The sequence below is a fragment of the Nocardia heshunensis genome (genome assembly GCF_054782115.1).
On record NZ_BAAGTC010000005.1, the window covers coordinates 710,623 to 733,194 of the forward strand.

The 22,572-nt window shown below is 63.2% G+C and carries 17 protein-coding genes and 1 tRNA gene; 8 read left to right on the forward strand and 10 right to left on the reverse strand.

Annotated elements, in window-relative coordinates:
- The first annotated feature begins 3 nt into the window (after window positions 1-3).
- Window positions 4-309 (forward strand): hypothetical protein, encoded by a 306-nt coding sequence (locus tag ACYVN4_RS22100; protein ID WP_460723855.1) that lies wholly within the window; start codon window positions 4-6, stop codon window positions 307-309.
- 93 nt (window positions 310-402) lie between these two features.
- Here the strand turns inward: ACYVN4_RS22100 and ACYVN4_RS22105 are convergent, their stop codons facing one another.
- Window positions 403-2,016 (reverse strand): sensor histidine kinase, encoded by a 1,614-nt coding sequence (locus ACYVN4_RS22105; protein WP_460723856.1) that lies wholly within the window; start codon window positions 2,014-2,016, stop codon window positions 403-405.
- A complete protein-coding gene (locus ACYVN4_RS22110; protein WP_460723857.1) occupies window positions 1,994-2,743 on the reverse strand; it encodes a response regulator transcription factor in 750 nt (249 codons plus the stop codon). The genes ACYVN4_RS22105 and ACYVN4_RS22110 overlap by 23 nt, the downstream gene beginning before the upstream one ends.
- 248 nt (window positions 2,744-2,991) lie before the next feature.
- On the opposite strand from ACYVN4_RS22110, the gene ACYVN4_RS22115 reads away from it, so the two are divergent.
- A complete protein-coding gene (locus ACYVN4_RS22115) occupies window positions 2,992-3,807 on the forward strand; it encodes a hypothetical protein (RefSeq protein ID WP_460723858.1) in 816 nt (271 codons plus the stop codon).
- Between the two features lie 79 nt (window positions 3,808-3,886).
- On the opposite strand, the gene ACYVN4_RS22120 is transcribed toward ACYVN4_RS22115, so the two are convergent.
- Together ACYVN4_RS22120 and ACYVN4_RS22125 are read right to left on the reverse strand one after the other, a co-directional pair.
- Entirely contained in the window at window positions 3,887-5,473 is a 1,587-nt protein-coding gene (locus ACYVN4_RS22120) for a GMC oxidoreductase (protein WP_460723859.1), read from the reverse strand.
- Between the two features lie 35 nt (window positions 5,474-5,508).
- Window positions 5,509-6,831, reverse strand: coding sequence for a lipase family protein (locus ACYVN4_RS22125; RefSeq protein WP_460723860.1), 1,323 nt, complete (start codon window positions 6,829-6,831; stop codon window positions 5,509-5,511).
- Window positions 6,832-6,908: 77 nt separating this feature from the next.
- On the opposite strand from ACYVN4_RS22125, the gene ACYVN4_RS22130 reads away from it, so the two are divergent.
- Together ACYVN4_RS22130 and ACYVN4_RS22135 are read left to right on the forward strand one after the other, a co-directional pair.
- A complete protein-coding gene (locus ACYVN4_RS22130; RefSeq protein WP_460723861.1) occupies window positions 6,909-7,580 on the forward strand; it encodes a TetR family transcriptional regulator in 672 nt (223 codons plus the stop codon).
- Window positions 7,581-7,691: 111 nt separating this feature from the next.
- Window positions 7,692-7,768, forward strand: a tRNA-Pro gene (locus ACYVN4_RS22135).
- Here ACYVN4_RS22135 and ACYVN4_RS22140 read toward each other — a convergent pair.
- The 5 genes from ACYVN4_RS22140 to ACYVN4_RS22160 form a co-directional block, all read right to left on the reverse strand.
- A complete protein-coding gene (locus tag ACYVN4_RS22140) occupies window positions 7,747-8,169 on the reverse strand; it encodes a tyrosine-type recombinase/integrase (RefSeq protein WP_460723862.1) in 423 nt (140 codons plus the stop codon). The two genes, ACYVN4_RS22135 and ACYVN4_RS22140, sit on opposite strands and share 22 nt — an antisense overlap.
- Window positions 8,166-9,068: a site-specific integrase gene (locus tag ACYVN4_RS22145; protein ID WP_460723863.1), complete on the reverse strand. Its 903-nt coding sequence runs from the start codon at window positions 9,066-9,068 to the stop codon at window positions 8,166-8,168. The genes ACYVN4_RS22140 and ACYVN4_RS22145 overlap by 4 nt, the downstream gene beginning before the upstream one ends.
- Window positions 9,068-9,283: a helix-turn-helix transcriptional regulator gene (locus tag ACYVN4_RS22150; protein ID WP_460723864.1), complete on the reverse strand. Its 216-nt coding sequence runs from the start codon at window positions 9,281-9,283 to the stop codon at window positions 9,068-9,070. Before ACYVN4_RS22150 ends, ACYVN4_RS22145 begins: the two co-directional genes overlap by 1 nt.
- A complete protein-coding gene (locus ACYVN4_RS22155; RefSeq protein WP_460723865.1) occupies window positions 9,280-9,816 on the reverse strand; it encodes a sigma-70 RNA polymerase sigma factor region 4 domain-containing protein in 537 nt (178 codons plus the stop codon). The genes ACYVN4_RS22150 and ACYVN4_RS22155 overlap by 4 nt, the downstream gene beginning before the upstream one ends.
- 1,677 nt (window positions 9,817-11,493) lie before the next feature.
- Window positions 11,494-12,441: an HNH endonuclease gene (locus tag ACYVN4_RS22160; RefSeq protein ID WP_460723866.1), complete on the reverse strand. Its 948-nt coding sequence runs from the start codon at window positions 12,439-12,441 to the stop codon at window positions 11,494-11,496.
- 321 nt (window positions 12,442-12,762) lie between these two features.
- Here ACYVN4_RS22160 and ACYVN4_RS22165 point away from each other — a divergent pair, with 321 nt between their 5' ends.
- Genes ACYVN4_RS22165 through ACYVN4_RS22175 form a run of 3 tightly spaced genes read left to right on the forward strand, consistent with a single transcriptional unit; the run spans window position 12,763 to window position 18,237 of the window.
- A complete protein-coding gene (locus tag ACYVN4_RS22165; protein ID WP_460723867.1) occupies window positions 12,763-14,268 on the forward strand; it encodes an ATP-binding protein in 1,506 nt (501 codons plus the stop codon).
- Window positions 14,261-15,250 carry a PD-(D/E)XK motif protein gene (locus tag ACYVN4_RS22170; protein ID WP_460723868.1) on the forward strand — a complete coding sequence of 330 codons (990 nt, stop codon included), beginning with the start codon at window positions 14,261-14,263 and terminating at the stop codon, window positions 15,248-15,250. The genes ACYVN4_RS22165 and ACYVN4_RS22170 overlap by 8 nt, the downstream gene beginning before the upstream one ends.
- Window positions 15,247-18,237 carry a Z1 domain-containing protein gene (locus ACYVN4_RS22175; protein ID WP_460723869.1) on the forward strand — a complete coding sequence of 997 codons (2,991 nt, stop codon included), beginning with the start codon at window positions 15,247-15,249 and terminating at the stop codon, window positions 18,235-18,237. Before ACYVN4_RS22170 ends, ACYVN4_RS22175 begins: the two co-directional genes overlap by 4 nt.
- A 227-nt stretch (window positions 18,238-18,464) precedes the next feature.
- On the opposite strand, the gene ACYVN4_RS22180 is transcribed toward ACYVN4_RS22175, so the two are convergent.
- Window positions 18,465-21,431, reverse strand: a complete 2,967-nt coding sequence (locus tag ACYVN4_RS22180) for an MrcB family domain-containing protein (protein ID WP_460723870.1) — start codon at window positions 21,429-21,431, stop codon at window positions 18,465-18,467.
- Between the two features lie 533 nt (window positions 21,432-21,964).
- Here ACYVN4_RS22180 and ACYVN4_RS22185 point away from each other — a divergent pair.
- Window positions 21,965-22,417, forward strand: coding sequence for a Uma2 family endonuclease (locus ACYVN4_RS22185; RefSeq protein ID WP_460724061.1), 453 nt, complete (start codon window positions 21,965-21,967; stop codon window positions 22,415-22,417).
- Window positions 22,418-22,572 lie beyond the last annotated feature (155 nt).

The window sequence follows — 22,572 nt, forward strand, 5'->3', positions numbered from 1 at the left end:
GCCTTGAATTCCTCCTCGCAGACCCCCTCCCGCATGCGCCGCATGACCGTCCGCCTGGCCGTAGCCGGTGCGCTGACCGTGGTGCCGCTCGCCGCCCTCGCCATCCCGGCCACCGCCGCCACGCCCGACAACGGCGTCCCGGTGGTCACCCAGATCGCCGACCCCGATTGGAACCACGACCGCGGCGGCGACGATCACCGCGGCGACCAGGACCACCGCGACCACCCCGGCGACCACGACCGCGGCCCGGACCAGCAGCAGCCCGACCAGCAACCCGCCCCACTGCCCTCAACCGGCTCCTTCGGCTGACCCAGACCCCAGCCGCCCCGACCCAGGTCCGGCAGCTCGCCTCAGCTCAGGCCGCTGAATTCAGGTCGGGCGGCTCGGTCCAAGTCGGGCCGCTCAGTTCAGTTCGGGCTTGGTGGCGGGGAGGTGCACGGTGAATTCGGTTCTGCCGGGCTCACTTTCGAGGGTGATGTCACCGCCGTGTGCCTTCACCACTGCCGCTACGATGGCCAATCCCAGGCCGGTGCTGCCTGCTCGGCGTGATCGGGACGAGTCACCGCGGGCGAAGCGCTCGAAGACCTCGGGTTGCAGTTCCGCGGGGATGCCCGGGCCGTTGTCGGTGACCCGCCATCGCGCCCCGCCCCGGCCGTCGCCGGTCAGGGCGGTGGTGACGATGGTGCCGGGGCCGGTGTGGATTCGGGCGTTGGTCAGCAAATTGGCCAGGACCTGATGCAAGCGCGCGGCGTCGCCGGTGACCTCGATCGGTTCGGGTGGTAATTCCAACTGCCACTTCAGTTCCGGACCGGCGATGTGAGCGTCGGCCACCGCGTCCACGGTCAACTGCGTGAGGTCCACGGTCTTCTGTTCGAGCCCGCGCCCGGCATCCAGGCGGGCCAGCAGCAGCATGTCCTCGACCAGCGTGGTCATCCGCCGGGATTCCGAATCGACCCGACTCATGGCGTGCGCGACCACCTCGGGCACCGAATCACGCTCCCGCTGAGCCAGTTCCGCGTAACCGCGAATGGACGACAGCGGGGTACGCAACTCGTGGCTGGCGTCGGCCAGGAAGCGGCGGATGCGGGTTTCGCTGGCATGGCGGGCCTCGAGCGCGCTCGCGATGTGGTCGAGCATGCGGTTGACGGCCGCGCCGAGCTGCCCCACCTCGGTGCGCTGGTCGGCGTCGGCGGCCGGAACCCGGACGGGGAGAGTCACTTCCCCGCGATCCAGCCGCAGATCTGCGACCCGCGCGGCGGTCCCCGCCACCCGATCCAGGGGAGCCAGCGCGCGGCGGACCACCCAGATACCTGCGGAGATCGCGACCGCCAGTACACCGGCGGTGACGATGAGCAGCACCAGGAACACCCGCATCAGGATGGCGTCGACCGGGGCTAGCGGCAGGGCGGCAATCACGGTCTGGCCCGACCAGGTCGGCAAGGCGAGCACGCGATAGTGGCCCTCACCCGAAATGGTCAGGGTCACCGGCTTTCCCGTGGGAAGGGCCGCGAGTTCCTTACGGGCCGTATCCGACAGCAGCGACTGGTTTCCATCGGAATGGACCCGGGCCGCGCTGATCGATCCACCGGATTCGACCAGTGCGCCGATCGTATTCGGTTGAATGCTACGACGATTCAGGAAATCCGGGCCTGGCCCGTAGTCCTCGGCGCTCACCGGGGGCGGCGGCCCGTGCTGATCGGGCGGCCGCGGTCCCAGGGCCGGGCCGCCGCCGGAATCGCCGAGCGCCCGTTTGGCCGTCTCGGCCAAGCTCACATCCACCTGGTGCACCAGGAACTGTTGCAGCGCAAGCTCGGTCGCGATGCCGATGCCCGCGACCGCGATCACCAGCAGCACTACCTGCCCGACCAGCAGCCGGGCCCGCAGCGACCAGCGACGACGCGGGGACGGCGAGAGCGGGGTCGGTGGCTCGGGGAGATCCGGCGTTGCGGGTCCAGGCATTTCGTCGGACGGCTTCGTCTCGACGCGGACCGTCTCAACGGGCGGGTTTGAGGACATAGCCGGCCCCTCGCAGTGTGTGGATCATCGGTGCACGACCGCTGTCGATCTTCTTACGCAGATAGGAGACATACAGTTCGACGATGTTGGAGCGGCCGCCGAAGTCGTAGCTCCAGACCCGGTCCAGAATCTGCGCCTTGCTCAGCACGCGGCGCGGATTGCGCATGAACAGGCGTAGTAGCTCGAATTCCGTTGAGGTGAGCACGATGTCGACGCCATCGCGGCTGACCTCGTGGCTGTCCTCGTCGAGCTCGAGGTCGCCGACCACCAGCCGCGAGCAACTGTTCTCGGTGGCGACGCCCGCGCGCCGCAGCAGCGCCCGCAACCGCAGCACCACCTCCTCGATGCTGAACGGCTTGGTGACGTAGTCGTCGCCGCCCGCGGTCAACCCGGCAATGCGGTCCTCCACCGAATCCTTGGCGGTCAGCATCAGCACGGGCAGCTCCGGCCGCAGCTGCCGCAATCGCTCCAGCACCTGCAGCCCGGTCATATCCGGCAGCATCAGGTCGAGGACAACCACATCGGGCCGCGACTCCCGAGCCTTGGCCACGGCCGTGCGCCCGTCCAGCGCGGTCTCGACCGTCCACCCCTCGTAGCGCAGCGCCAAACCCAGCAACTCCGCCAGCGCCGGTTCGTCGTCCACCACCAGCACCGTGAGGGGACTCCCGTCGGCACGCCGCAGGGCGGCTCGCTCGATCGGGGTGTTTCCCGAGGTCACCACAGACATCTGTACAGCGTCGGTGAACCGACTGGGGCGTAGCTGGGCCGAACCTATGTGTCAGCTGTGAGAGCTGTGCGCGCGCTGTGCCGACGCAGCGCGGGAGCAACTGATCTAACCCCCGAGGGGTCGATTGCGGGCGTGAAACGTTGCCCCCAGAAACGGGGGCGTGCGACCGGTCGGCGATCGGTGAACAGTGCGATTCGCAAATGGTCGATCCGCCCCAAAAGCGTTGCCGAATCGAGAATTACCGCATCATGAGTACCCGGACATCAGCTCGCACCCTCGCCGCGGCCGGTATCACCGCCGCCGCCTCCGCCGTCACCGCGCTCAGCGCCGGCCCCGCGGCCAACGCCGACGTGGCAGGCACGGGAATGACCTTGCAGGGCAGCAACTTTCAGGTCGGGCAGACCTACAATGTCGTGGTTCCGGTGTCCGGGTGCGTGAGCGGGGGGCTGTCGGACACCTCCGGCGGCGTGATCATCCGGTCCGCGTGGACCTCCACAACGAGCCTGCCGGCAGGCGCCGGCTGCAGCGGCACGACATCCACCTGGACCTTCCAGTGGACCCCGCTGACTCCCGGCACGCATGTGCTGGGCTACGGATACGGCAACGGCAACCCGAACCTCCCGCCGTACACCGACCGGGGCACCGCCACCGTCCAGGTCGGCGGCGGCACGAGCACGGACCCCGAGGCGTGCGGCGAGTCATCGGTCTGCACTACCGTCCACGGCAGCCCCGAGGTGGGCTGCGCGCTCACCGTGACCATCTCGAAAATCCCTGCCTCACAGGCGGCTTCATCGGGCTCGGCCATGCTGTCGAGCCTGAGCGGAGGATCCCCCGCCGCACGCAACGCGTGGGTGTCCGACAACGGGACGAGCACCGGCACCACGACCATCGGCGGCAACACCGTCACCATCAAATGGACTCCCACGACGGCCGAATACCACCACCTGGTCGGCCAATTCGACACCGGCGCGCAGCCCGGCTTCCCCGACGGCATCGTGCTGCCCGGCTGGGCCGGTGAGATGTGGATTCCGGTAACAGCCGCCGGAACCCAGCCCTGCGCCTAACCCGCACCGACCGCGCCTGATCCCGGTGATTCGGGCGCGGGCTTTTCCACGGTCGAGGGTGACGCCGCGCGCCAGCACGTCACAGCGTGCGCCCGACGTCGGCCGCGACCAGACGGTCCAGGGCGCGTTCCGCGATAGCGGCGATCGTCATGGACGGGTTGCAGGCCGCGGTGTTGCCTGGCATGAGCGCACCGTCCAGGACATAGAGGCCGGACTGGCCCAGAACACGCCCCTCCAGGTCGCAGACGGTGCCCACGCTCGCGCCGCCGAGCGGATGCCACGTGGAGGGGAACACGGCATTCGTGTCGAGCAAGGTGCTCGTCTCGCCTGCGATGCGGCGGACCGTGGGGCCGATGTGATTGTCCTGGATGGCCGAATCGCCGTCGACGGGCCAGTGCAGGGTCGCGGCGCCGGCCTTCGCGTCGTAGCGGAATTCGCCGCGGCCGGTGCTGACGCCGTAGCCGACGAGCATGGTGCTGTGCGCGTCGACCGACAGCGGTGGAATGGACGCCTGGATGACGGTGTGGGCGGTGGCGGGGTCATCCCAGTTCAGGCTGCCGTAGACGACGGGGCCGCCTTGGGCGAGGCCGAATTCCTGTGCGGGGTCGGTCCAGACGTAGATGCGGTCGGCGTTGGTGCCCCAGCCGCGTCCGAGATCGTCGGGGAGGTCGGGGATTTGGCCGGTGGCGGCCGCGCGAACCAGGAGCTTGGTGGTGTTGAGGCTGCCCGCGGCGAGCACCACCGCGTCGGCGGTGAGGATCTTGTTCTCCAGCACGGTGCCCGTGGTGTCGGTGCGGTCCACGTGCACGTTCCAGCGGCCGTCGGCGGCTCGCGCGAGATCGGTGACCTCGTGCAGGGTTTCGACGGTGACGCGGCCGGTGGCCTCGGCGGCGGCGATATAGGTGACGTCGACGGTGTGCTTGCCGCCGTTGTTCACGCCCAGCGAGCCGTCGCCGTTGGTGTAGGAGGGGGTCATTTCGCCACGCAGCTCGGCGAGGGCGTAGTTCCAGTCGATGGGCATGGGGATCTTCGACACCGGTAGACCGGCCGCACGGGCATGGTCGGCGAAAGCCCTTGCGGCCGTGTAATTCCTCGTGTCGATCAGCTCATCGGGGGCGACGGCCAGGCCCAGCATGCGGGCCACTCGCGGGTAATAGACCCTGTCGAGGGCCTGCCAGTCGAAGCCGTCCGGGAAGTGGGTACGGAATGCCGCTTCGGTGGGCTGCAACGACATGCCCTGGTAGACAAGCGATCCGCCACCCAGACCGGCGGCACACAGGGCGGTCATATTCTCGCCGGGCACGGCCTCGACCAGCCCGGTGTAGGCCTCGAAAGCGACCGGCCTACCGAACAATTCGGGGCCGGAGCGATGCCACAGCATGCGCTTGTCCGGCGCGGTGGCCCGCGGGAAAGTCTGCGCGTTCGGTCCGGTCGGCCAGCGCATGCCGCGTTCGAGCAGCAGCACCGGGACACCGGCCTCCGCGAGGCGCAAAGCGGTGACGCCACCGCCGAATCCGGAACCGATGACGATTACTCGATGGTCTTCTCGGGTGAGCTCGACCCGGTTGACCCGCGCGGCGATCGCGGAGCCGGCGCGAGCCAGCGGCGCGGACGCGAGCAGCGCGGCGGCTCCGGACAGCAGGGAACGACGCGAGATATCTGACATATCACACCTTGAAAAGGGAACGGATTCTTGAAGATTCAGTCGATGGCACAGCCGGAGAGCGGCTTGTCGTTCAGCCGATCCATCAGATAGCCGATCGCATTGTTGGTGCCGAATCCGTCGATGATTTCCGGACCGAAATGATTGGGGATCGTGGTGCCCGCAAGAATGGGCGGCAGTTCATCGGTCCGGAAGGTGACCGTGGCCCCTGAGGCGCACCAGTCGGTCGCCAATTGCCGAGCCTGACCGTAGGGAACGGTGTCGTCATTGCGGCCGCTGGTGATGAATACCGGGCTGGAGGGTGTCAGCGATCCGATGCGTTGCTGCCGCAATATGGTTTGGATCGCAGGGATTTCACGCATGTGGTCGACGAGCGGCCTGCCGTCGACGGTGAATGCGTTGGTGCGCAGGAACGGATGCAGGGCGATCACATCGCCGATGCATTCGTTCGACAGTTCCTGCAACAACTGCTGCCCCGCAGGCGTCACCCGGGCATTGAATTCCGGCCGCAAGTCCGGATACCGATCCAGGAATCCGTTCAGCGCGAACCCGACCGCGCCGCCGATCAGACTCCCCTCGATCCGGTCCAGAATGGCCGAGAGATCCGCGGTCGGCGCACCCGCCCAGGTCCCCTTCACATTCAACTCCGGCGCGTACCCCGGTTGCATCTCCGCTGCTGCCGCGCTCGCACCACCGCCCTGCGAGTAACCCCAGAACGCGAGCGGAGTCCCGGTCCCGCTGCCCGCCAATCGGTTCGCCGCGCGGGCCGCGTCGAGCACGGCGTGGGCCTCCTCGATCCGGTTGGCGTAGGTGTGAATTCCCGGCGTGCCCATCCCGATGTAGTCGGTCACGAACACCCGCGCACCCAGCGCGTTCCACGCGAACGCGGACAGCGCCTCCTGATTGGCCGAGAACGTGGGCGGAGTGAGGCTCGCGTAGATCCCCGTCGGGAATGCCAGCGACAAGGCGCACTGATCCCCCTGCCCGACCGTGCCCGGCGCGATCAACACCGTCGGACGGGGGACACTCCCCTGCCACGGCCGCGTCGAATCGATGAAGGTCCCGGTCACGGCCACGGGCGCGTCGTCCTGGGTGCGCGAGGTGTACATCACCCGCTGGGCCGGGAGCGGCCAGTTGCCGTCCGACCCGGGAGCCGCGGCGTACACCGACATCGGCTCGGTCTTGATCACCGCGCCCGGCGTCGCATCGAATTGTGCTGGCGGGTAATAGAAATCGTTCACCGGCTCGGCGGCAGCCGGCGTGGCCGCGAGCGCGGTCGCCGCCACGGCGAGGCAGGCGGCAGCCCCCGCCACGGCGGTTCGGAGCAGGGGTGAAGCGGACAGGTGCTGCTGACGAGGCATCGCGATCTTTCGCTACGGACTTCCATCACACGAGTTGAGTAACCGGGTTACCCAAGTAACGGCGTTACCGTAGCGGTATGGCCAGGGAAACGGAAGAGGCACTGCGAGCGCGAATCCTCCACGAGGTGCGCGCCCTGCTGGAATCCGACGGCTACGACGCCGTCCAACTGCGCGAAGTAGCCCGCCGCGCCCGCGTCTCCCTCAGCACCATCTACAAACTCTTCCCCACCCGCGACGACCTGCTCGTCTCCGCCATCGAACTCTGGATGGAAGAAAACACCTACCTCCCGATGGAACCCCCCACCCCCGACGAATCCCTCCACGACGGCCTCATCCGAGTAATCCGCCACGTCTTCTCCCCCTGGGAACGCCACCCCATCATGCTCGAGGCCTACCACCGAGCCCGCACCAGCTCCTCCACCCGCCTCGACAACCACGGCCTGGACGCCGTCTTCCCCATAGCCGCCGCCGTCCTCTCCGGCGCCAACCCCGCCTACCTCTCCGACATAGCCGTAATCCTCTCCAACATGACCTACTCCCTCCTCGCCCAATGCGCCGACGGCACCCTCAAGGTCTCCCAAATCCTCCCCATCCTCGAACGCACAGTGCACCGCCTAACCACCAACAACGAACCCGAAGCCACCGCCGCCACCACCCACCGCCCACCCACCCCCTCTTCCCCCCTCAGCCCCGACATAGCCGCCCCCTTCATCCGCACCCCGGATTCCCCTGCGCCAGAACAACCCTGAGCGGCCCCCGTCGCCCTCTCCAACCCCCGCCACACGCCGATAACCAGCCGATTTGGATGTTGAGGGGGGTACTGGGGTAATCTCGTCGAGCACGAGCGAGAGCAAATGCAACGGGCTGTGGCGCAGCTTGGTAGCGCACTTGACTGGGGGTCAAGTGGTCGCAGGTTCAAATCCTGTCAGCCCGACCAAGAAAAATCCCCTCCGACCTCGGTCGGAGGGGATTTGCTTTTATTTGATCAGCCGTAGATGGTGGCCGTTTGGGCGCTTCGAGGTGCAGGGACAGCAGATCGCCGGCTTTCTGCAGCGCGGTGATGTTCGGATGCAGATACAACTTGGTGACTCGAGGGTCGGCGTGGCCGGCGATCTCCTGGAGCAGATGTAGCAGAACGCCGGCGTCGGCGAACCACGTCAGCCCGGTGTGCCGAAGGGTGTGTCTGCGGAGGTGTTCGTAGCCGAGTTCGGCGACCACCTCATCCCAGTGGGTTGCGCGACGGAGAACCGTGATCTGGATCCGTCCGCCGCGAGGCCCTAAGAACAGTCGCTCTTTTCGGTACGCCTCGGCGCGGGTGGCCGCATCGGCGTTCCTCATCGCGGGTCCGCGTCCACGCGGGCCCGCGCGCGAGCGATCGCTCTCAGGACGATCGGCCGAAGTTCTTCGATGATCGGAACCTTGCGAGCGCGTTTACCTTTCGTGCCCTTGTCCAGGAGGCCACCCGGTCCCGGCGTCGTCTGTCGCCGCAATATCCACAGCCAGGTGTCGATATCGATGTCCTCGACCAGGCAGCCGGCCACCTCTCCGATGCGGGCCGCGGTACATGCCTCGAAGATGACGACTTCGCCCCAAACCTCGTACTGCTCCCAGGATCTGGCGACCAAGGCATCGGCTAGCGCCGTGAGGGTCTGCCAGTCCGGTAGCGCCAGTGCGCGAGGGTTGTTCAACTCATCCTCGTGCCGTGCGTACTGCCGTTGCCACCCGGGCACTTCCACCCGGTTGCGGTCGATCACCTCATCGCGCACGGCCTGGTCCATGATCCGGCCGAGCGTGGCCAACGTGTTCTTGATCGTGGATCGGCCGTGTCCCTCCGAGATCCACATGCCGACCGCACGATCAGCGACTCCTGCCGTGATCATGGTGATCGGCAGATGCCCGAGTGTGGGCACGATCCGCCGACGCCATCCCGCCCGGTATGGGTCCAGGGTCTTGGGTTCGACACCCCGCATGGCGATGTCCCAGTCCGCGTCTCCGTAGTCCTTCAGGGTTGCGGTCGCCATCTTCGGGTCGACGCCGCGGGCCGCGGCGTTCTTGATCCGCTCGATCCAGGCTTCGGCTTCGCCGCGTTCCTCGAAGGCCTGCGACTTGCTGTCCCGCTTTCCCGTCGCCGGATCGGTCCACCGGACGCGGGCCAGAAAGGGTTTGGCGCGCTTCCGTTCTTCGATGCTGCCGCGGATTTCTACACCCAGCGGCACCATGCTGACCGAGTCGCCCATCAGGCCACCGCCGGATCGATCCGCCGGCGCATCAGGTAGGCGATCACGTCGGCACCGCGGTAGCGGGTGATGCGGCCGGAGATCTGAACGAACGGCGGCCCTTGCGGCGGCCGTGCCGTACGCCAGCGTCGCAGGCTCGATGGATCGACCTTCAGTTCAGCGGCGACCTCCTCGGTTGTGTACCAGCCAGTTTCAAGGATCTGTTCCGGGCTCATTCGGTCCATTGCAGGGTTCCTCCTTCCGCTCCGTCGATGTGGTTGCGGGCCGCGGTGAGGGTTCGGGTGACTGCCGAGGAACTGAGCTCGACGTGTTCGGCGATCCGCGAATGTGACCAGTTGTCTTCGAATTTCAATCGCAGGATGGTCGCGACCTTGTCGGGGTCGCGGCGGCCCGCGGGGTCGGCATGACAAACCGATTCCGCAATTGTGGCCCACCGATCCTGCGCACCAGCGGCCTCAAGCGCCACCGGCTCACCCGATCCGATCTCACTCATCACTAATCCGGGCCGGAGTTCGGTTGCGGTGGATCGGGTCTCGGTGTGGATTTCTCGCACCGACGTGGTGCGCACGGTGTCGGCGGTGCGCACCGGGTCGTAATCGGTGCGCACCACCTCGTTGCCCGGTGTGTTGTCGCTGCGTGGGCTGCGGGCCAGCACGGGCAGGGCGATAGTGGCCTGTGTGATGGCGCCGTCGATGATCAACGGCACCAGCGAGGCGAGGTGGGGCGCAAGCCCCCACTTTGTGGTCACCGTTTTGTGGTCCTCCTTCTTGTGGTCTCTCTTTCTCCCATCGCATTTCGATTCCTCTTGTCTACCAACTGGTTTGTATTGGTTGCTGGCTCGCATGGCCAACATTCACCTCAGCGAAGCGGGGGTGAATGTTGGCCATGCGAGCCAGCAACCCTGCGCCGAAGGCGCAGGTAGGCAGAGGTTTTCAGGGCATGCTGATGCGATTCTGATCGGACGACGAATCCGATCAGGTCCGCATCAAGTCCGCATCGGACCTCGCGGAACTTTGCTTCCTCGGAGTGTCTGGAGCGTTTCGTGCAGAACAGATCCGATGACTGTCCACTTGAGCCAGGATCGCTTGTCCCATAGGGAATCAACGATCCGGCCGGCTCAGGACCGTGCGATGAAGGCGAGGTCCTTGCTCGTCCAGGTCATGAAGATACTGTTCATGGCTGTCCAATCGTTAACCGACACAACAGATCCCGTGTGGACGTATATTGTGGTCCGTGCCTTGGGGAGTTATCGCAACAGCTAGTGTCGGATCCGCTGGTGCCATCGCGGCAATCGTCTTCGGATGGCTGACGGCACTTCGGGCTCAGTACGATCGGGTGTTGAATGTCATTGACTACGTCGCATCAGACCGGGTTGCGGAGGCTCGGCACCAACTCGGTTCCGTGCTTCTCGATCGCCGTGGCGTTGTCTTACCGGAAGAGCGGCGCACCACCCTTGAGAATCTCTTTGTGATCTTGTGGGCCATGGGCAGAATCGACGCAGTCCGAGCAACGTTGCCGCAACGCAACGGACCCTGGTCGCGGCCTCATCGATTGCTGCGAGACAGCACCGAAGGGCTCGTGAGGTTTTGGATTCAGAACTATGAGTCCGTCGCCGACCAGGTCGGTGCCGATACCGCAGGTTCTGACCATGGGCTGATCCGGCTAGGTATCGCCTGGGATCTAACCAATCGAACAAGAGATGACTTCCTGGCCGCGACCCGTGCACGCCTAGCCAACGTCGCCGCGTCTCTTTTGACTAGCGAGGATGCGATCGCTGGGCTCCCCGAGGGTGAGCAAGGGAGGAACGGATACAGCAGCGCCACCTTCCAGGTCCTGCACCCGTCGCCCCGACCACTGCCAGCCCCTCCAATACCGTTGGGGCCCGTTGGACAAGCAATCTATGAGGAAGGTAGCGAGGAGTAGGTGGTCGTGCGGTAGGCAGATGATCAATCCACCGGACAGCCTCCAATGAATGGGTGTGTCCTGAGCCCCTGTGCGTCCGTACGAATTCTCCGGTCAGTGCGTGCATCTGCGCCGCCAGCGTCTCAAGGTCTGCCAGGGCCCAATGCCCGCAACTAGCCACCTGGGTCGAAGACGCGATGGCTTGGACCTGAGAGCGATCGCCAGGCCGTTCGATAACCGATGTCCCTAATCCGTGTTCGGATGCCTCGAACCAGCCCGCGGTTCTCAAGGCGCTTCAGGCTTCTGTAGACGGCCTGAGTCTCGCTGTCGTTCGGGGGATCGCCATCGTCCTCATGGAAGATCTCCATGGCGATCTCGTAAACGGTAGCGGCCCAATCTTCCTGATCCAGGTACTCAAGCAGTGCCGTCTGTAGAGGGCCCAGACCACGGGTGCTGCCACCGTTCACGGTCGGTCCCCGAGTCGAAGAATGTCGAGTGCTCGGGGGGCTGATCGATGCGCAGGTTACCAACTGGCTGTCGCTTCCTTGTGGTGATCCGAAAGCGCCTTGATGTAGCTTCCGGTAGCGATCGGGAGTCCTTCGAGGACAGCGTAATTGGCATACTTCTTGAGCATTGGCGCCACAACGACAGTCAGAGATACAGGGTCAATGGCGATCTGTCCGGCGTCGAAAAGACTATGGATATCAGATCTGAGTAGTAAGCCCTCATCTACATCGTGGACGGCATGTGTGGCGAAAGCCCGCAGGTGAGCGGCTTCCAGGGCTTTGGCAGGACAAGGCCCCGTCACTGCACACACCAGACCGTATCGCTCAAGCAATTGCTGACGAAACTTTGCTTGCCCGTTGCGAACCCGCACCATTGCGGTCCGATGGCCACTTGTCGGAGTCGTCGGCTTTCCCGCAGCCAACGGGGTGTTGTGAACGGTCACCGAGACCCGATCCAGGAGCTTCTTCAGTCCGTCAGAATCGCACCGACGGATGGCGTTCTGCTTCGACTTATCCAGCAGCAGTTCAAGTTCCGCCGCGGGAACGGCACCGTCAAGGGCTTGCCACTCAGAGCCGTAGCTGGCAACGTACAAGGTCACCGGGTCACTGACGGTGAGAGGAACGTCGAACTCATGTCGGCATCCTTCGTGCCGGCACAGATAGACCGTCGGCTTACCGCTCTTCCGGAACGACAGGTCCGCCTTCCCGCATTTCGGACACTTGTGCCGAACTTTCGTGCCCTGGGTCGAGGTCAGTCCGTCAACGCGCGACACACCATAGACATAGTCGGTATCACGAAGGACCACTTGGTGTCCGACCTTGACCTGTAGATGGTTCGCCACCCCGCTGTCGTAGGCATAGTGCGAGCCGAGTGCATCCGGATAGCCCTCGTTGCTCACCCACGAGTGGCCACCCATCTTCGTCAACAGCGACCACGCCCGCATCTCATACCCTCCACCAGCCATGAAGCCTCCGACCTACGCCACGACCAATTACAGCCTACGAAGGAGCACCGACACACTCTCTCCGACAGGCCAGCGTCCTTGTGAGCGACGAGCGCATTGTGGCGCGGTGTGGACGGCGCTGAGGGCGCCGATCTCGGGCTTCTAGGAGCGGAGAAAACATATGCCCACATACGATTGGACGGTACGGCAGCTGTAACGCCTGCCACTGTCTGGGGCGACGTATCAACGACCGCGGGACACCCTTCCCACCCGGTGTTGGTGCGTGACTGGCAGATTGAAACTCGTTGACATACAGGTGATCCGGGAAGGAACTTCCTCCGAGTGGTAGTCGAAACCGACGTAGTGGACATCATCCGGCTCGAGCCCGATGCTGGCCTGGTGAAGAGCCTCGGTGCTCATCACACGTTCAAGTCAGCGATCGCCGATCTGGTCGACAACTGCATGGACGCGGAAGCCACCCGGATCTCGATCCGGCTGCTGACCAAGAACGATCGGCTCGTCCAGGTCGAGGTAGTCGACAACGGCAAGGGGATGGACGCGACTGTGGCCGATAGGGCCATGACCCTTGGTCTGCAGCGCGACTACTGCGACAACGACCTAGGCCACTTCGGCGTGGGCCTCAAGGCCGCGTCCTTCAGCCGCAGTGATGTGCTGACCGTGTGGTCGAGTAAGCGTGGTGCCGTTCCCATCGGGCGACGGATTCGTCGGGCGGACTTCTCCAAGGATTTCTCCTGCGAACGATTGTCGGAGGTCGCGGCAGCCGCTGCGCAGGAGAAACGCAGACGGATGATCGACTCCCCCTGGGGTACGACCGTCGTCTGGTCGGAACTGCGCAGCACATACCGTGGAGCCAACATCGAGGAAGCCCGTACATGGATGGCCGAGACCGAACGGACGTTGTGTTCGCACCTGGGCGTCACCTTCCACCGGCTCATCGAGAAGAACGCCCTCGAGATCGATATCCTCGTCGACGAACTTGCACAGGCGGACGAAGCTATCGGCGCACCGGTCAAGGCCATCGACCCGTTCGGGTATGCCAGTTCCGGGAGATCGGGCTATCCCAAGACCATCGTGGCCAGCGCAGGCGATCAGCAGGTGTCGCTGCGGTGCTGCGTCTGGCCAGCCAAGACCGATATCCCAGGCTTTCGGATCGAAGGTAAACCGGGCGAAATGTTCCAGGGCTTCTACATCTACCGACGAGACAGGCTGCTGCAGGTCGGCGGCTGGTCCGACGTGGCGAACCCGTCGCGTCAGCGTCAGCTGGCCCGGGTCATTATCGATGACGCATCGGCTATCGGCACCCTGCTCACGATGAACCCAGAAAAGGCTGGACTGCGCTTCGAGCCCCGTTTTCGAGACGCGTTGGGGCGGGCTGCGGCCAAGGACGGGACGACGTTCGACCAGTTTCTCGCCGACGCCGAGGACACCTACAAAACCGGTAACAAGAAGATGAGCAAGCGTCAACCGGTCATCACTCCCGGCAAGGGGTTCGCACCGGCTGTTCGCAAGCAGATCACGACCGAGTTGGGCGTGAAGAAGTTCGATACTCTGGATGTCCGGTGGACTCGACTCGCGCAGGGGCAGTTCTTCGACATCGACTTCATCGACAGCACCCTCCTGCTGAATCAGCGCTACCGCCACCTCCTGGCCCCGAACGGGGGCAGCTTGAACGATGCGCCGCTCGTCAAGGCGCTGATGTTCCTACTCACCCATCAGATATTCGAAGGTTCCTATCTCGGCTCGAAGGACAAGGACAATGTCGCCCTCTGGAGCGCAATTCTCGGCGCCGCAGTCGAAGTCGAAGCAGAGATGCGCCGCGGTGACTGAGCAAGTCGACGACGCACGCCACTACTCGCTGGCCAACGTCGATGCGTTCTGGGACGCCGGAAACCCTGTCCTGCTGCCTATTTCGGGCACACCCGAGTGCGTCCTCGATCTCGACCCCGCCAATGAAACGATCGCGCTCATCACGCCCTTCTCGCCGCCAGAGCCGGACGTCTCGAAGTGGCGGAATATCGCACTAAGGATCGTCGCGTCCGACGGCGAGGATCTCGCTGAGCTCAGCGTGGCAGTCGAGGAGAATCTGCATGGCGCTTACGGACTTCTGACCAGTGCCGCAGACCAGCTTCAGCTCGAGAAGGCGCCCCTGGCCGTCGCCATTGCGACCGCAATCACTAAGCATCGCAACATGTTTGCAAGCAATATTGGCTTGAGTCTGGACAGGGAGATCGGCCTCTACGGTGAACTGCTGGTCCTTGAGTATCTCATCGACAAGCTTGGTGTGGGGCCTGCGATCGAGTCGTGGCTGGGGCCGCTCGGCGAAGAACACGATTTCGTCTTCGGCGAGATTCACCTCGAGATCAAGACGACGTCCACGGAGCGGCGAAGGCACACGATCCACGGATTCACGCAGCTGGTTCCCCTCCACGGGGTTCCCCTGAGCCTGATCTCAATTCAGCTCACCCGCAGCAATCACGAAGGCGGGCGGACTCTTTCGCAGATAGTCTCGCAGCTTCGTGCCAATTCCCGGGGACACCGGGCAAAGGTCGATGCCGCGTTGGCGGCGTGCGGCTGGAACGAGGAGCACGCCGCGCTCTACACGACCTTCTGGGCAAAGCGGAAACCACCGCGTGCCTACAGTGTCGACGACCGCTTCCCGGCGCTGACCTTCGACCGACTCGCCCAGGTCATCACGAATATGACTGCCGTGAGCGATCTTTCGTACCGAGTCGATGTCACACACTTCGCCCACCAGCCCCTTCCCGGCACCTTGGCCGGCTTTGTTGAAGTCCCGGAGGAGACCGTATGAGCCTCGACGCCCTCATCCTGTCCCAGCCCCTGAAAAATCTGCTCCAAGGGCTAGGCGAGCAGGACCCGGCGCCGCTGCTGCCGATTCTGGCTCTGTTTGCGCAGCGCCCGGTCTCGGAGGCGGAGTTCCTCGCCTTTGTCGACATGGCGCCGCCGAACGACGGCGGCATGATCCAGCTACGACTCGCGTTCGCCAAATGGGATGCCAGCGAAGACCTCAAGCTCTGCGATCCACACGGCAAGGAGACGGTGTCGGGCACGACTGCGCGGCGAGTCGCCGTGGTCCACGCCCTCGGGCTCAGCGAACATGCCGAGGCGGCTTTGCGGGAGACGATCCGGGTGCACGTGCAAGACACCATTGTCATTTCGAAGGAGTTCGAGCCCTGGTACGAACAAGCGCGCCACGAGCGCAGCACGCTCTACTGGGACGACTACAAGCAGTACCTGACGCAGGTGAAGAAGTTGCCGGCATCGTCGATCACCACCCTCGATCAGAGCACCACCGATGTCGTCGAGCGATTAACCGACCCCGTCCGCGTTGACGTAAAACAGACCAAAGGCCTTGTGGTGGGCTATGTCCAGAGTGGAAAGACAGCGAATTTCACCGGCGTGATCGCCAAAGCCATCGACGCCGGCTACCGCCTCGTGATAGTCATGACCGGCACAATCGAGATCCTTCGCGCCCAGACACAGCGGCGAATCGATATGGAGCTGATGGGCGTCGAGAACGTCCTCGCGGGCCAGGATCCAGACGATCTGGACGTTGCTGAAGGGCTGGATTACCAACAGGACGAGGATTGGCTCGCCAACAGGTTCGTCAAGCACACTCAGGTCGCGCTCGACCAACCCGGTGTGGCCCGGATCCGACGGGTCACCACACACAAGGGAGATTACAAGAGCCTTCCCCACGGGATGTCGCAACTGCGGTATGACCGGCTCGACAAGACTAAGACACTAAACGCGGCCGAAAACCTCTTCCACACTGACGCTTACGTCGTGATCATCAAAAAGAACTCGGCTCCCTTGAAAAAGCTCATCAGGGACCTCAAGCCGATGCAGGCCATGCTCAAGGAGCTACCGGCACTGGTCATTGACGACGAGTCAGACATCGCCTCGATCAACACAAAGGACCCCAAGAAGTCCAGCAAGCGCACTGAAATCAACGAACGAATTACCGAAATCCTCAAGATCGTCCCCCGGGCGCAATACGTAGGGTACACCGCGACACCATTCGCAAACGTATTCATCGATCCGGACGACGAAACAAACCTGTTTCCATCAGATTTCGTGCTGTCGCTACCTCGCCCAGAAGGCTATATGGGCGTCCAAGAGTTCCATGATCTCGACGCAGATTGGGACACGATTCCGAAGACGGTCGCAACCTCTAACGAACTCGCTTACGTGCGGGCCGTCAAGGGCGATCCAGATCGCGATCCCGACCTTTGGAAGGAAGAGCTCGGAAAGGCGCTCGATGCCTGGGTGCTCAGCGGCGCCATCAAGAAGTACTGTGAAACCAAGACGGGCAGGGTCTTTCGACACCACACGATGCTCGTTCACGAGAACGTTGCCAACAGTGTTCAGCTCAAATCAGCTGTCGTCGTCCGCAGTCTCTGGAACAGCGGGAAGTTCACCTCCAGCGAGGGATTGGCTCGCCTGTGCAGGCTCTTCGACGACGATTTCCTCGAAGTGATGCGGGCCCGAGCCAAGCGCGAACCCGTCCCGGAGTCATTCGACCAGGTCAAACCGTATGTGCGAGAAGCAATTGCCGAGATGACCAGTGCGGGTGCCGATCCGGTACTGATCGTCAATTCAGATGCGAACATCCAAGCCCAACAGCAGGCGCTTGACTTCGACAAGGGCAACGTGTGGAGGGTGATCGTGGGCGGGACCAAGGTCAGCCGCGGCTTCACAATCGAGGGCCTCACGATCTCGTACTTTCGACGCAAGGCGAATCAGGCCGACACGCTTATGCAGGCTGGTCGTTGGTTCGGGTTTCGAGACGGCTACCGTGATCTCGTTCGCCTATATATTCGCCGGGACCGCAAGGTGGACCTCTACGAAGCCTTCGAGGCGCTACTTCTCGACGAAGAAGCATTCCGCGACGAGATTGGCAAGTTCGCCGGACTCGACGAGGATGGCAAGCCAATCATGGTGCCCCACCAGATCCCTCCGTTGGTCAGTCAGCACCTTCCATGGCTGAAGCCAACGAACCGGAACAAGATGTTCAACGCGGTCGTGAAGGCCCGCGCCTCCGTTGGAGCATTCCATCAGCTGTCCTCAATCCCGAACCGGGAGGAAAAGAGCAAGCACGAGGCGAATCTCAAGCACGTTGTGCTGCCGCTACTCGAACTCGCTACGAAATCAGTCGCCCTTCCGTATTTCGATCAAGCAGATGGCAAGACGAAACATCAGCAAGCTCGTGTCGGAACGATTGATGGGCGGCACTTTCTGGACCTGTTCGACATGCTGACGTGGCATCCGGACTACAACCAGGTCATCACACCTCTTCGGACTTTCATCGCGAACGCCACGGAGAAGCAAAGGATCAAAGACTGGGCGATCATTTGGCCACAGCGTCAATCTCCCGGACGGATGCTCTGGTTCGACGAACTCGGCCTCAAGGCCCCCGTGTGGAAGCGCACACGACGGCGGCCTCCGCGTATTGACTTCACCGGAGAGAACAAGCGTAACATCCTCTCCGCCAACCCTGTACCGGAAGGCGCGGACGTCGAGGGGCTCGGGAGAAGCGACACACGGGGCGTCATAGTCATCTCGCTCATAGCCGACCAGGAAGAATCCAATGAAGCTGCGCAGGTGATCCGAGACAATGTCGTTGGTCTCATCTCATTACGAGTTCCCGACAAGTCAATCCGGAGCAAGCGCGAACTCATCCAGTGGGAGGTCAAGAGGTCTGACAAGGCAAACGACGTCGTTGTTGTTGACGACCGCGTAGTCCATGACGGAACTCTCCCAGTCATCAACAACTGAGCACAAGACTGTACTTGCGCGCGAAGCCTGTTCGGCTGGTTCGGTCCGGATTCTGAACCAGATGCATCGTTACCGGCCAGAGTAGGCCGAGTTCGGTTGACCAATCATGTCCCGCCCAAACCGGACCAATGCAGACCGTGGTGGCATGATCACTCAGATCCTCGCCACGATCGGCGCAATCGTCCTCGCCTTCAACGCCGCTACTCACGTGCCCGGCGCTGTCGTTTCTAGGACTGGTCTCCGCTCTGGAGGTGTCCGTTGGTGATCGCGGATGCAGCGATAATCGTGGACTTTCCAGCACTCTCCGTGAGCACCTCAGGAGTGTCGTGAGTGATGCCAATGGTGTAGCGAACGACCTCTCGCCGATGTGCAATGACGTCCTCCAGTGGCAGTTCCAGGAGAATTCCGGCATTCTCAAGGAACGTTGCGACCCGTGCGAGCTCTGCCGGAAACCGTTCGGTGCCAATGCTTTCGGTGACCCAGCCACCGAATGTTCGTGTCGGCACCGAGACCTCGTCGACCTTACGTAGCGCCCGTCCGAGCGTGTTGGGAGCTCCTACCAGAGCGGCTACCAGTAGAGCGACCGCGGCGGCGTTGTAATCGAGCCGTGCCAGGCGTGCCCGTACCACGATGTAGATGGTCAAGAACCGCTTGGCTCGCCGCGGTGTCGTTGCGACCAAGACAGCGAGTTGGTCGAGGACCTCACAGTCGTCATCGGTAATGTCGAGCGAGCTGATCACATATTGATCGACCGGCGACGAATCTTGCTCGTTGGATCGTGCGACAGGATCTGTGCCCGTCGCCTGCTCAGCCGGAGAATCCGACGGTGATCCGGCACCTTCGACTGCTTCACCGGGCACCGGTTCGGAGTCGGGTTCCGTAGTTGCCGAAGAAATTTCGAGTTCGATGCGGGCGGGGCGGCGTTTGATGGCATCACGAAGGACTGCGCGACACCCATCCGGCGTCATCGGCGGCAATGTGTAGGTCAGTTGGAAGATCTTCTCCAGGTAGTCCGACGGCGCCAAAGCGTTGGCTTCGGCGGACAGCAACTCACCATGCGCGCCCCGCAGGGAGTTCTCCAGACTGCGATGGTCGACGCCAACGATCACCACGAACTGCGGCAGCGCCAAGAACAGATGCACGGCCTCCAGAACGGCCATCACCGTCGGTGCTGCACACCGATCGAGGTCGTCGATGTACAGCACCACACGCTTGAAGGGCGATGCCTCATCCTCGAGCGCATCCTTGAGGCATTCGCTCAGTTCGTGCAGGTCCCGGTGGATCCGCGTGACAACACCGAGGTGCTCGTCGTACTCGGCGGTCGCCGCACGTTCTGCGATGAACCGCTTCAGAATCGATCCGGGTTTCAGATCATCACGCTGCCGCTCGGCCTTGTCGAGCTCGCCTTCCTTGGCGGCTTTCTTCTTCTCCACCTCCGCGACCGCTTGGTCGGCCGTGGTCAACTTCGTCTGCAGCTTCTCGATCTCGGCTTGGTCCTGTGCGCGTTTGGTCTCGAGGCGTTGTTCGACGAGAGACTGGAGATCCTCGGCCGGCTGAATGACCTTGCGCACCAAACGGATCTGCTTACCGACTGCGGTAGCCATACCGGTCGCCAGCGAGGCAACTACCCCGATCGAGGTTCCCATCGCCCTGATGGGCCCTGCAGCCCAGTAGCCGAGACCCACCGTCACCGCCAGCACGATCAGCGTGGCGAGAGCGGCCCCCATCAGAGGCGACGACCACCACCCCCAGCGGCCCGGCTTTCCCAGGAACTTGATTCGCTCCTTGAGTGCGTCGACTTCACGGGCCGTGCCCAACAACTTCAGCACGCTGTCTTGCAGGTCGTGCAGACCCAGGTCCTTCATAGTCTGGTCGAGCCATTTCCGCACTTCAGGGTTGGACCTGGCGTCGTTGACGATGTCCTGAATGGTGACCGATTTCAAGAGTTCGTTCTCGTCGTCTTGCTCGGACCGAACTTCGTCGATCTTGTCCTGGATGCCCTTTCGCTTCTTCTGCGCAGCCTCGACTTCACCACCGATGGTTTTGATCTCGTCCTGGAGTTCTGTGATCGTCTGGTTGGCTGCTGTGCGTTCTCGCTCGAACCGCGGCCCCTTGACGTCGAGGGCCTCGAAGATCTGTTGATGCAGACTGGCCATCAGATGGCCGCGTTCGTAATGCCACGCCTTGAAACGAATATGGGCGGTGCCGGGCTGGAAAACCTGCCCGGCTCGGTCGCTGGCCCCGAACTGCTTGATATGCCGCTCGACACTGTGCATGAAGTAGGATTTCCCGCTGCCCCACTCCCCGTAGAGTGCAATCGCAAGCGGGGGGACAACCTGCTTGGCTGCAATGACCGTCGCCAACGCCCGCGCATCCGCATCGATATCGAGCATGTCGGGTCCGTCGACATCGTCATCGGTCACCGAGGGCAGTACTACTGTGCGGGTCAGTGAGATCTCGCCCCCGGCAACCATACGGACTTCAACGGTCGCTGAGATTGCCCCCTCACTGCCTGCCAGAGACGAGCGCTGCTGCTGAACGGTTCGCTGTGGCACGTCCGATTCGGTGAGGGCCTCCGGATCTCCGAAGTCGACGCCACGCAATTCACACTCGTACAGCAACTCGAGCATCTCGGCGATATGCGCGATATCGAGGTCGAGAGCCACCGTTTCAAACATCGCGAACGACCTGTACCGGTAGGCGTGAACGTTGCCGACCTGGTAGGCACGCCCGAGCTTCTGCTTCGCATTGAGGTCGAGATCATCGAACACCGACTGCAAACCCGCCCAGGTGAGGAGCTTCCGAGCCGATTGTGCACGAGCCTGCAGATCGCTGTCGGATCGGAAGATGAAGTCCTTCTTCTCTGGACTCCAGGTCGTCGTTCCCTGGTTGAGTGACAGGTAAACCGCCTCACCGGAGGCACTGAACAAAAAGACGGCATACCAACCGACGCCCGCCTTGGTGCTCAGTTCGGGGTCGAAAAACCGGGTCCACGGTACCTCTGCGGGCGTACCTTTCCCGCCGCTACCCTCCGCCTTCCACTCCGGATTCACCTCACGGAGAATGCGTTCCAGCTCTCGGGGAATGACTCGCTCGACCAACTCCTTGCGGCGCTGCATCATCGGGTCCTTGGGATCCGAGGTGCGATCGGCCTGAATGCTGAGAACCTCGGCGAGGTCGTCCCCCAGTGACATGGGAGCAATGTACACACACGAACCGACAGCTCCTAGTCCTTTGAGTAGCAGAGGATTTCGTGTCACATACCGGGCCCAAGTCGACTCCAGGACCGCATGAAATCCAACCCTGCACCCCACGTGGGAGCCGGATGGGATCGACCACCGTCCAACCCGAACGCGATGAACAGCGACGATGTCTCGTCCCTGTCGGCAAGGATCTCTACGACCCCTATCATGGTGGCCATGTGGTGGCCACACGGCATTCGTCGCGGCGAACAACGCCTGATCGCCTGGGATCTCGGCAAACACGATCGGCGTGTCTGACGTGCGCAAACGATCTAGATGCGAAGCTGGGGGTCAAGTGGTCGCAGGTTCAAATCCTGTCAGCCCGACAGATGAGTAGAGCCGGTCCTCGGACCGGCTCTACTCATATCTCCAAGTCGTCCGCTCGACTCCGCTCGATCGTCACCGGTGGTTACCATCGCCATGGCGACCAAGAACCAGGAGCCCCGATTAGCCTCCACTACCAGCTCGTGGAGATAGCGGCGGGCATGGACGTACCCGAGGGATTTCGCGCACACGCACAAGGCGAAGTGATCGTGGTGTCCCCTCGGCGGCCGGAACACTGGAACATCATCCAGGAGATCGCCTTTCGAGTCCGGCTCGCAGACGCCGCACTAGTGACCACCTCGGACGTGAAGATCGCCGGCACCGGAGAGAACGACAAGGCCCCCGACGTAGCGATCTTCCGCAAGGGCGAGCCCCTGCACGCGAACAACGCGCTGGCCTTCTTCGAGGGCGTCTCCCCCAGCAGCGTCGAGGCCGATTACATCGACAAGGCCCGCATCTACGCCGAGGCCGGAGTGGTCGAATACCTCATCGTCGATCCCTTGCGGGAAACCCGGACCCTCCACTCCAGCCCAATCGATGGCGAATACCAGGTCACATCGACAAAGCCGATCATTACACCGGTAGAGGTCGCCGGTATCGAATTCGAACTCTAGCCGCCAATCCGAATAGAAGCTGCGCGTGCCCAACTAGTCCGAGCGGGGATCCTGGCATAGGCAAGCTGCCACAGCAACCAGTGGTCACCACCCGGCATCGGATTAGCTTCTTCCACGAAGTGCCGCGACGGTCAGTGTCACGCCCTGGTTCCTCA

Bases quoted from the DNA above. Each gene is read 5' to 3' on its own strand.
- ACYVN4_RS22105 (WP_460723856.1), bottom strand. From the start codon at position 2,016: ATGTCCTCAAACCCGCCCGTTGAGACGGTCCGCGTCGAGACGAAGCCG.
- ACYVN4_RS22110 (WP_460723857.1), bottom strand. From the start codon at position 2,743: ATGTCTGTGGTGACCTCGGGAAACACCCCGATCGAGCGAGCCGCCCTG.
- ACYVN4_RS22115 (WP_460723858.1), top strand. From the start codon at position 2,992: ATGAGTACCCGGACATCAGCTCGCACCCTCGCCGCGGCCGGTATCACC.
- ACYVN4_RS22120 (WP_460723859.1), bottom strand. From the start codon at position 5,473: ATGTCAGATATCTCGCGTCGTTCCCTGCTGTCCGGAGCCGCCGCGCTG.
- ACYVN4_RS22125 (WP_460723860.1), bottom strand. From the start codon at position 6,831: ATGCCTCGTCAGCAGCACCTGTCCGCTTCACCCCTGCTCCGAACCGCC.
- ACYVN4_RS22130 (WP_460723861.1), top strand. From the start codon at position 6,909: ATGGCCAGGGAAACGGAAGAGGCACTGCGAGCGCGAATCCTCCACGAG.
- ACYVN4_RS22140 (WP_460723862.1), bottom strand. From the start codon at position 8,169: ATGAGGAACGCCGATGCGGCCACCCGCGCCGAGGCGTACCGAAAAGAG.
- ACYVN4_RS22145 (WP_460723863.1), bottom strand. From the start codon at position 9,068: ATGGGCGACTCGGTCAGCATGGTGCCGCTGGGTGTAGAAATCCGCGGC.
- ACYVN4_RS22150 (WP_460723864.1), bottom strand. From the start codon at position 9,283: ATGAGCCCGGAACAGATCCTTGAAACTGGCTGGTACACAACCGAGGAG.
- ACYVN4_RS22160 (WP_460723866.1), bottom strand. From the start codon at position 12,441: ATGGCTGGTGGAGGGTATGAGATGCGGGCGTGGTCGCTGTTGACGAAG.
- ACYVN4_RS22175 (WP_460723869.1), top strand. From the start codon at position 15,247: ATGAGCCTCGACGCCCTCATCCTGTCCCAGCCCCTGAAAAATCTGCTC.
- ACYVN4_RS22180 (WP_460723870.1), bottom strand. From the start codon at position 21,431: ATGTCACTGGGGGACGACCTCGCCGAGGTTCTCAGCATTCAGGCCGAT.
- ACYVN4_RS22185 (WP_460724061.1), top strand. From the start codon at position 21,965: ATGGACGTACCCGAGGGATTTCGCGCACACGCACAAGGCGAAGTGATC.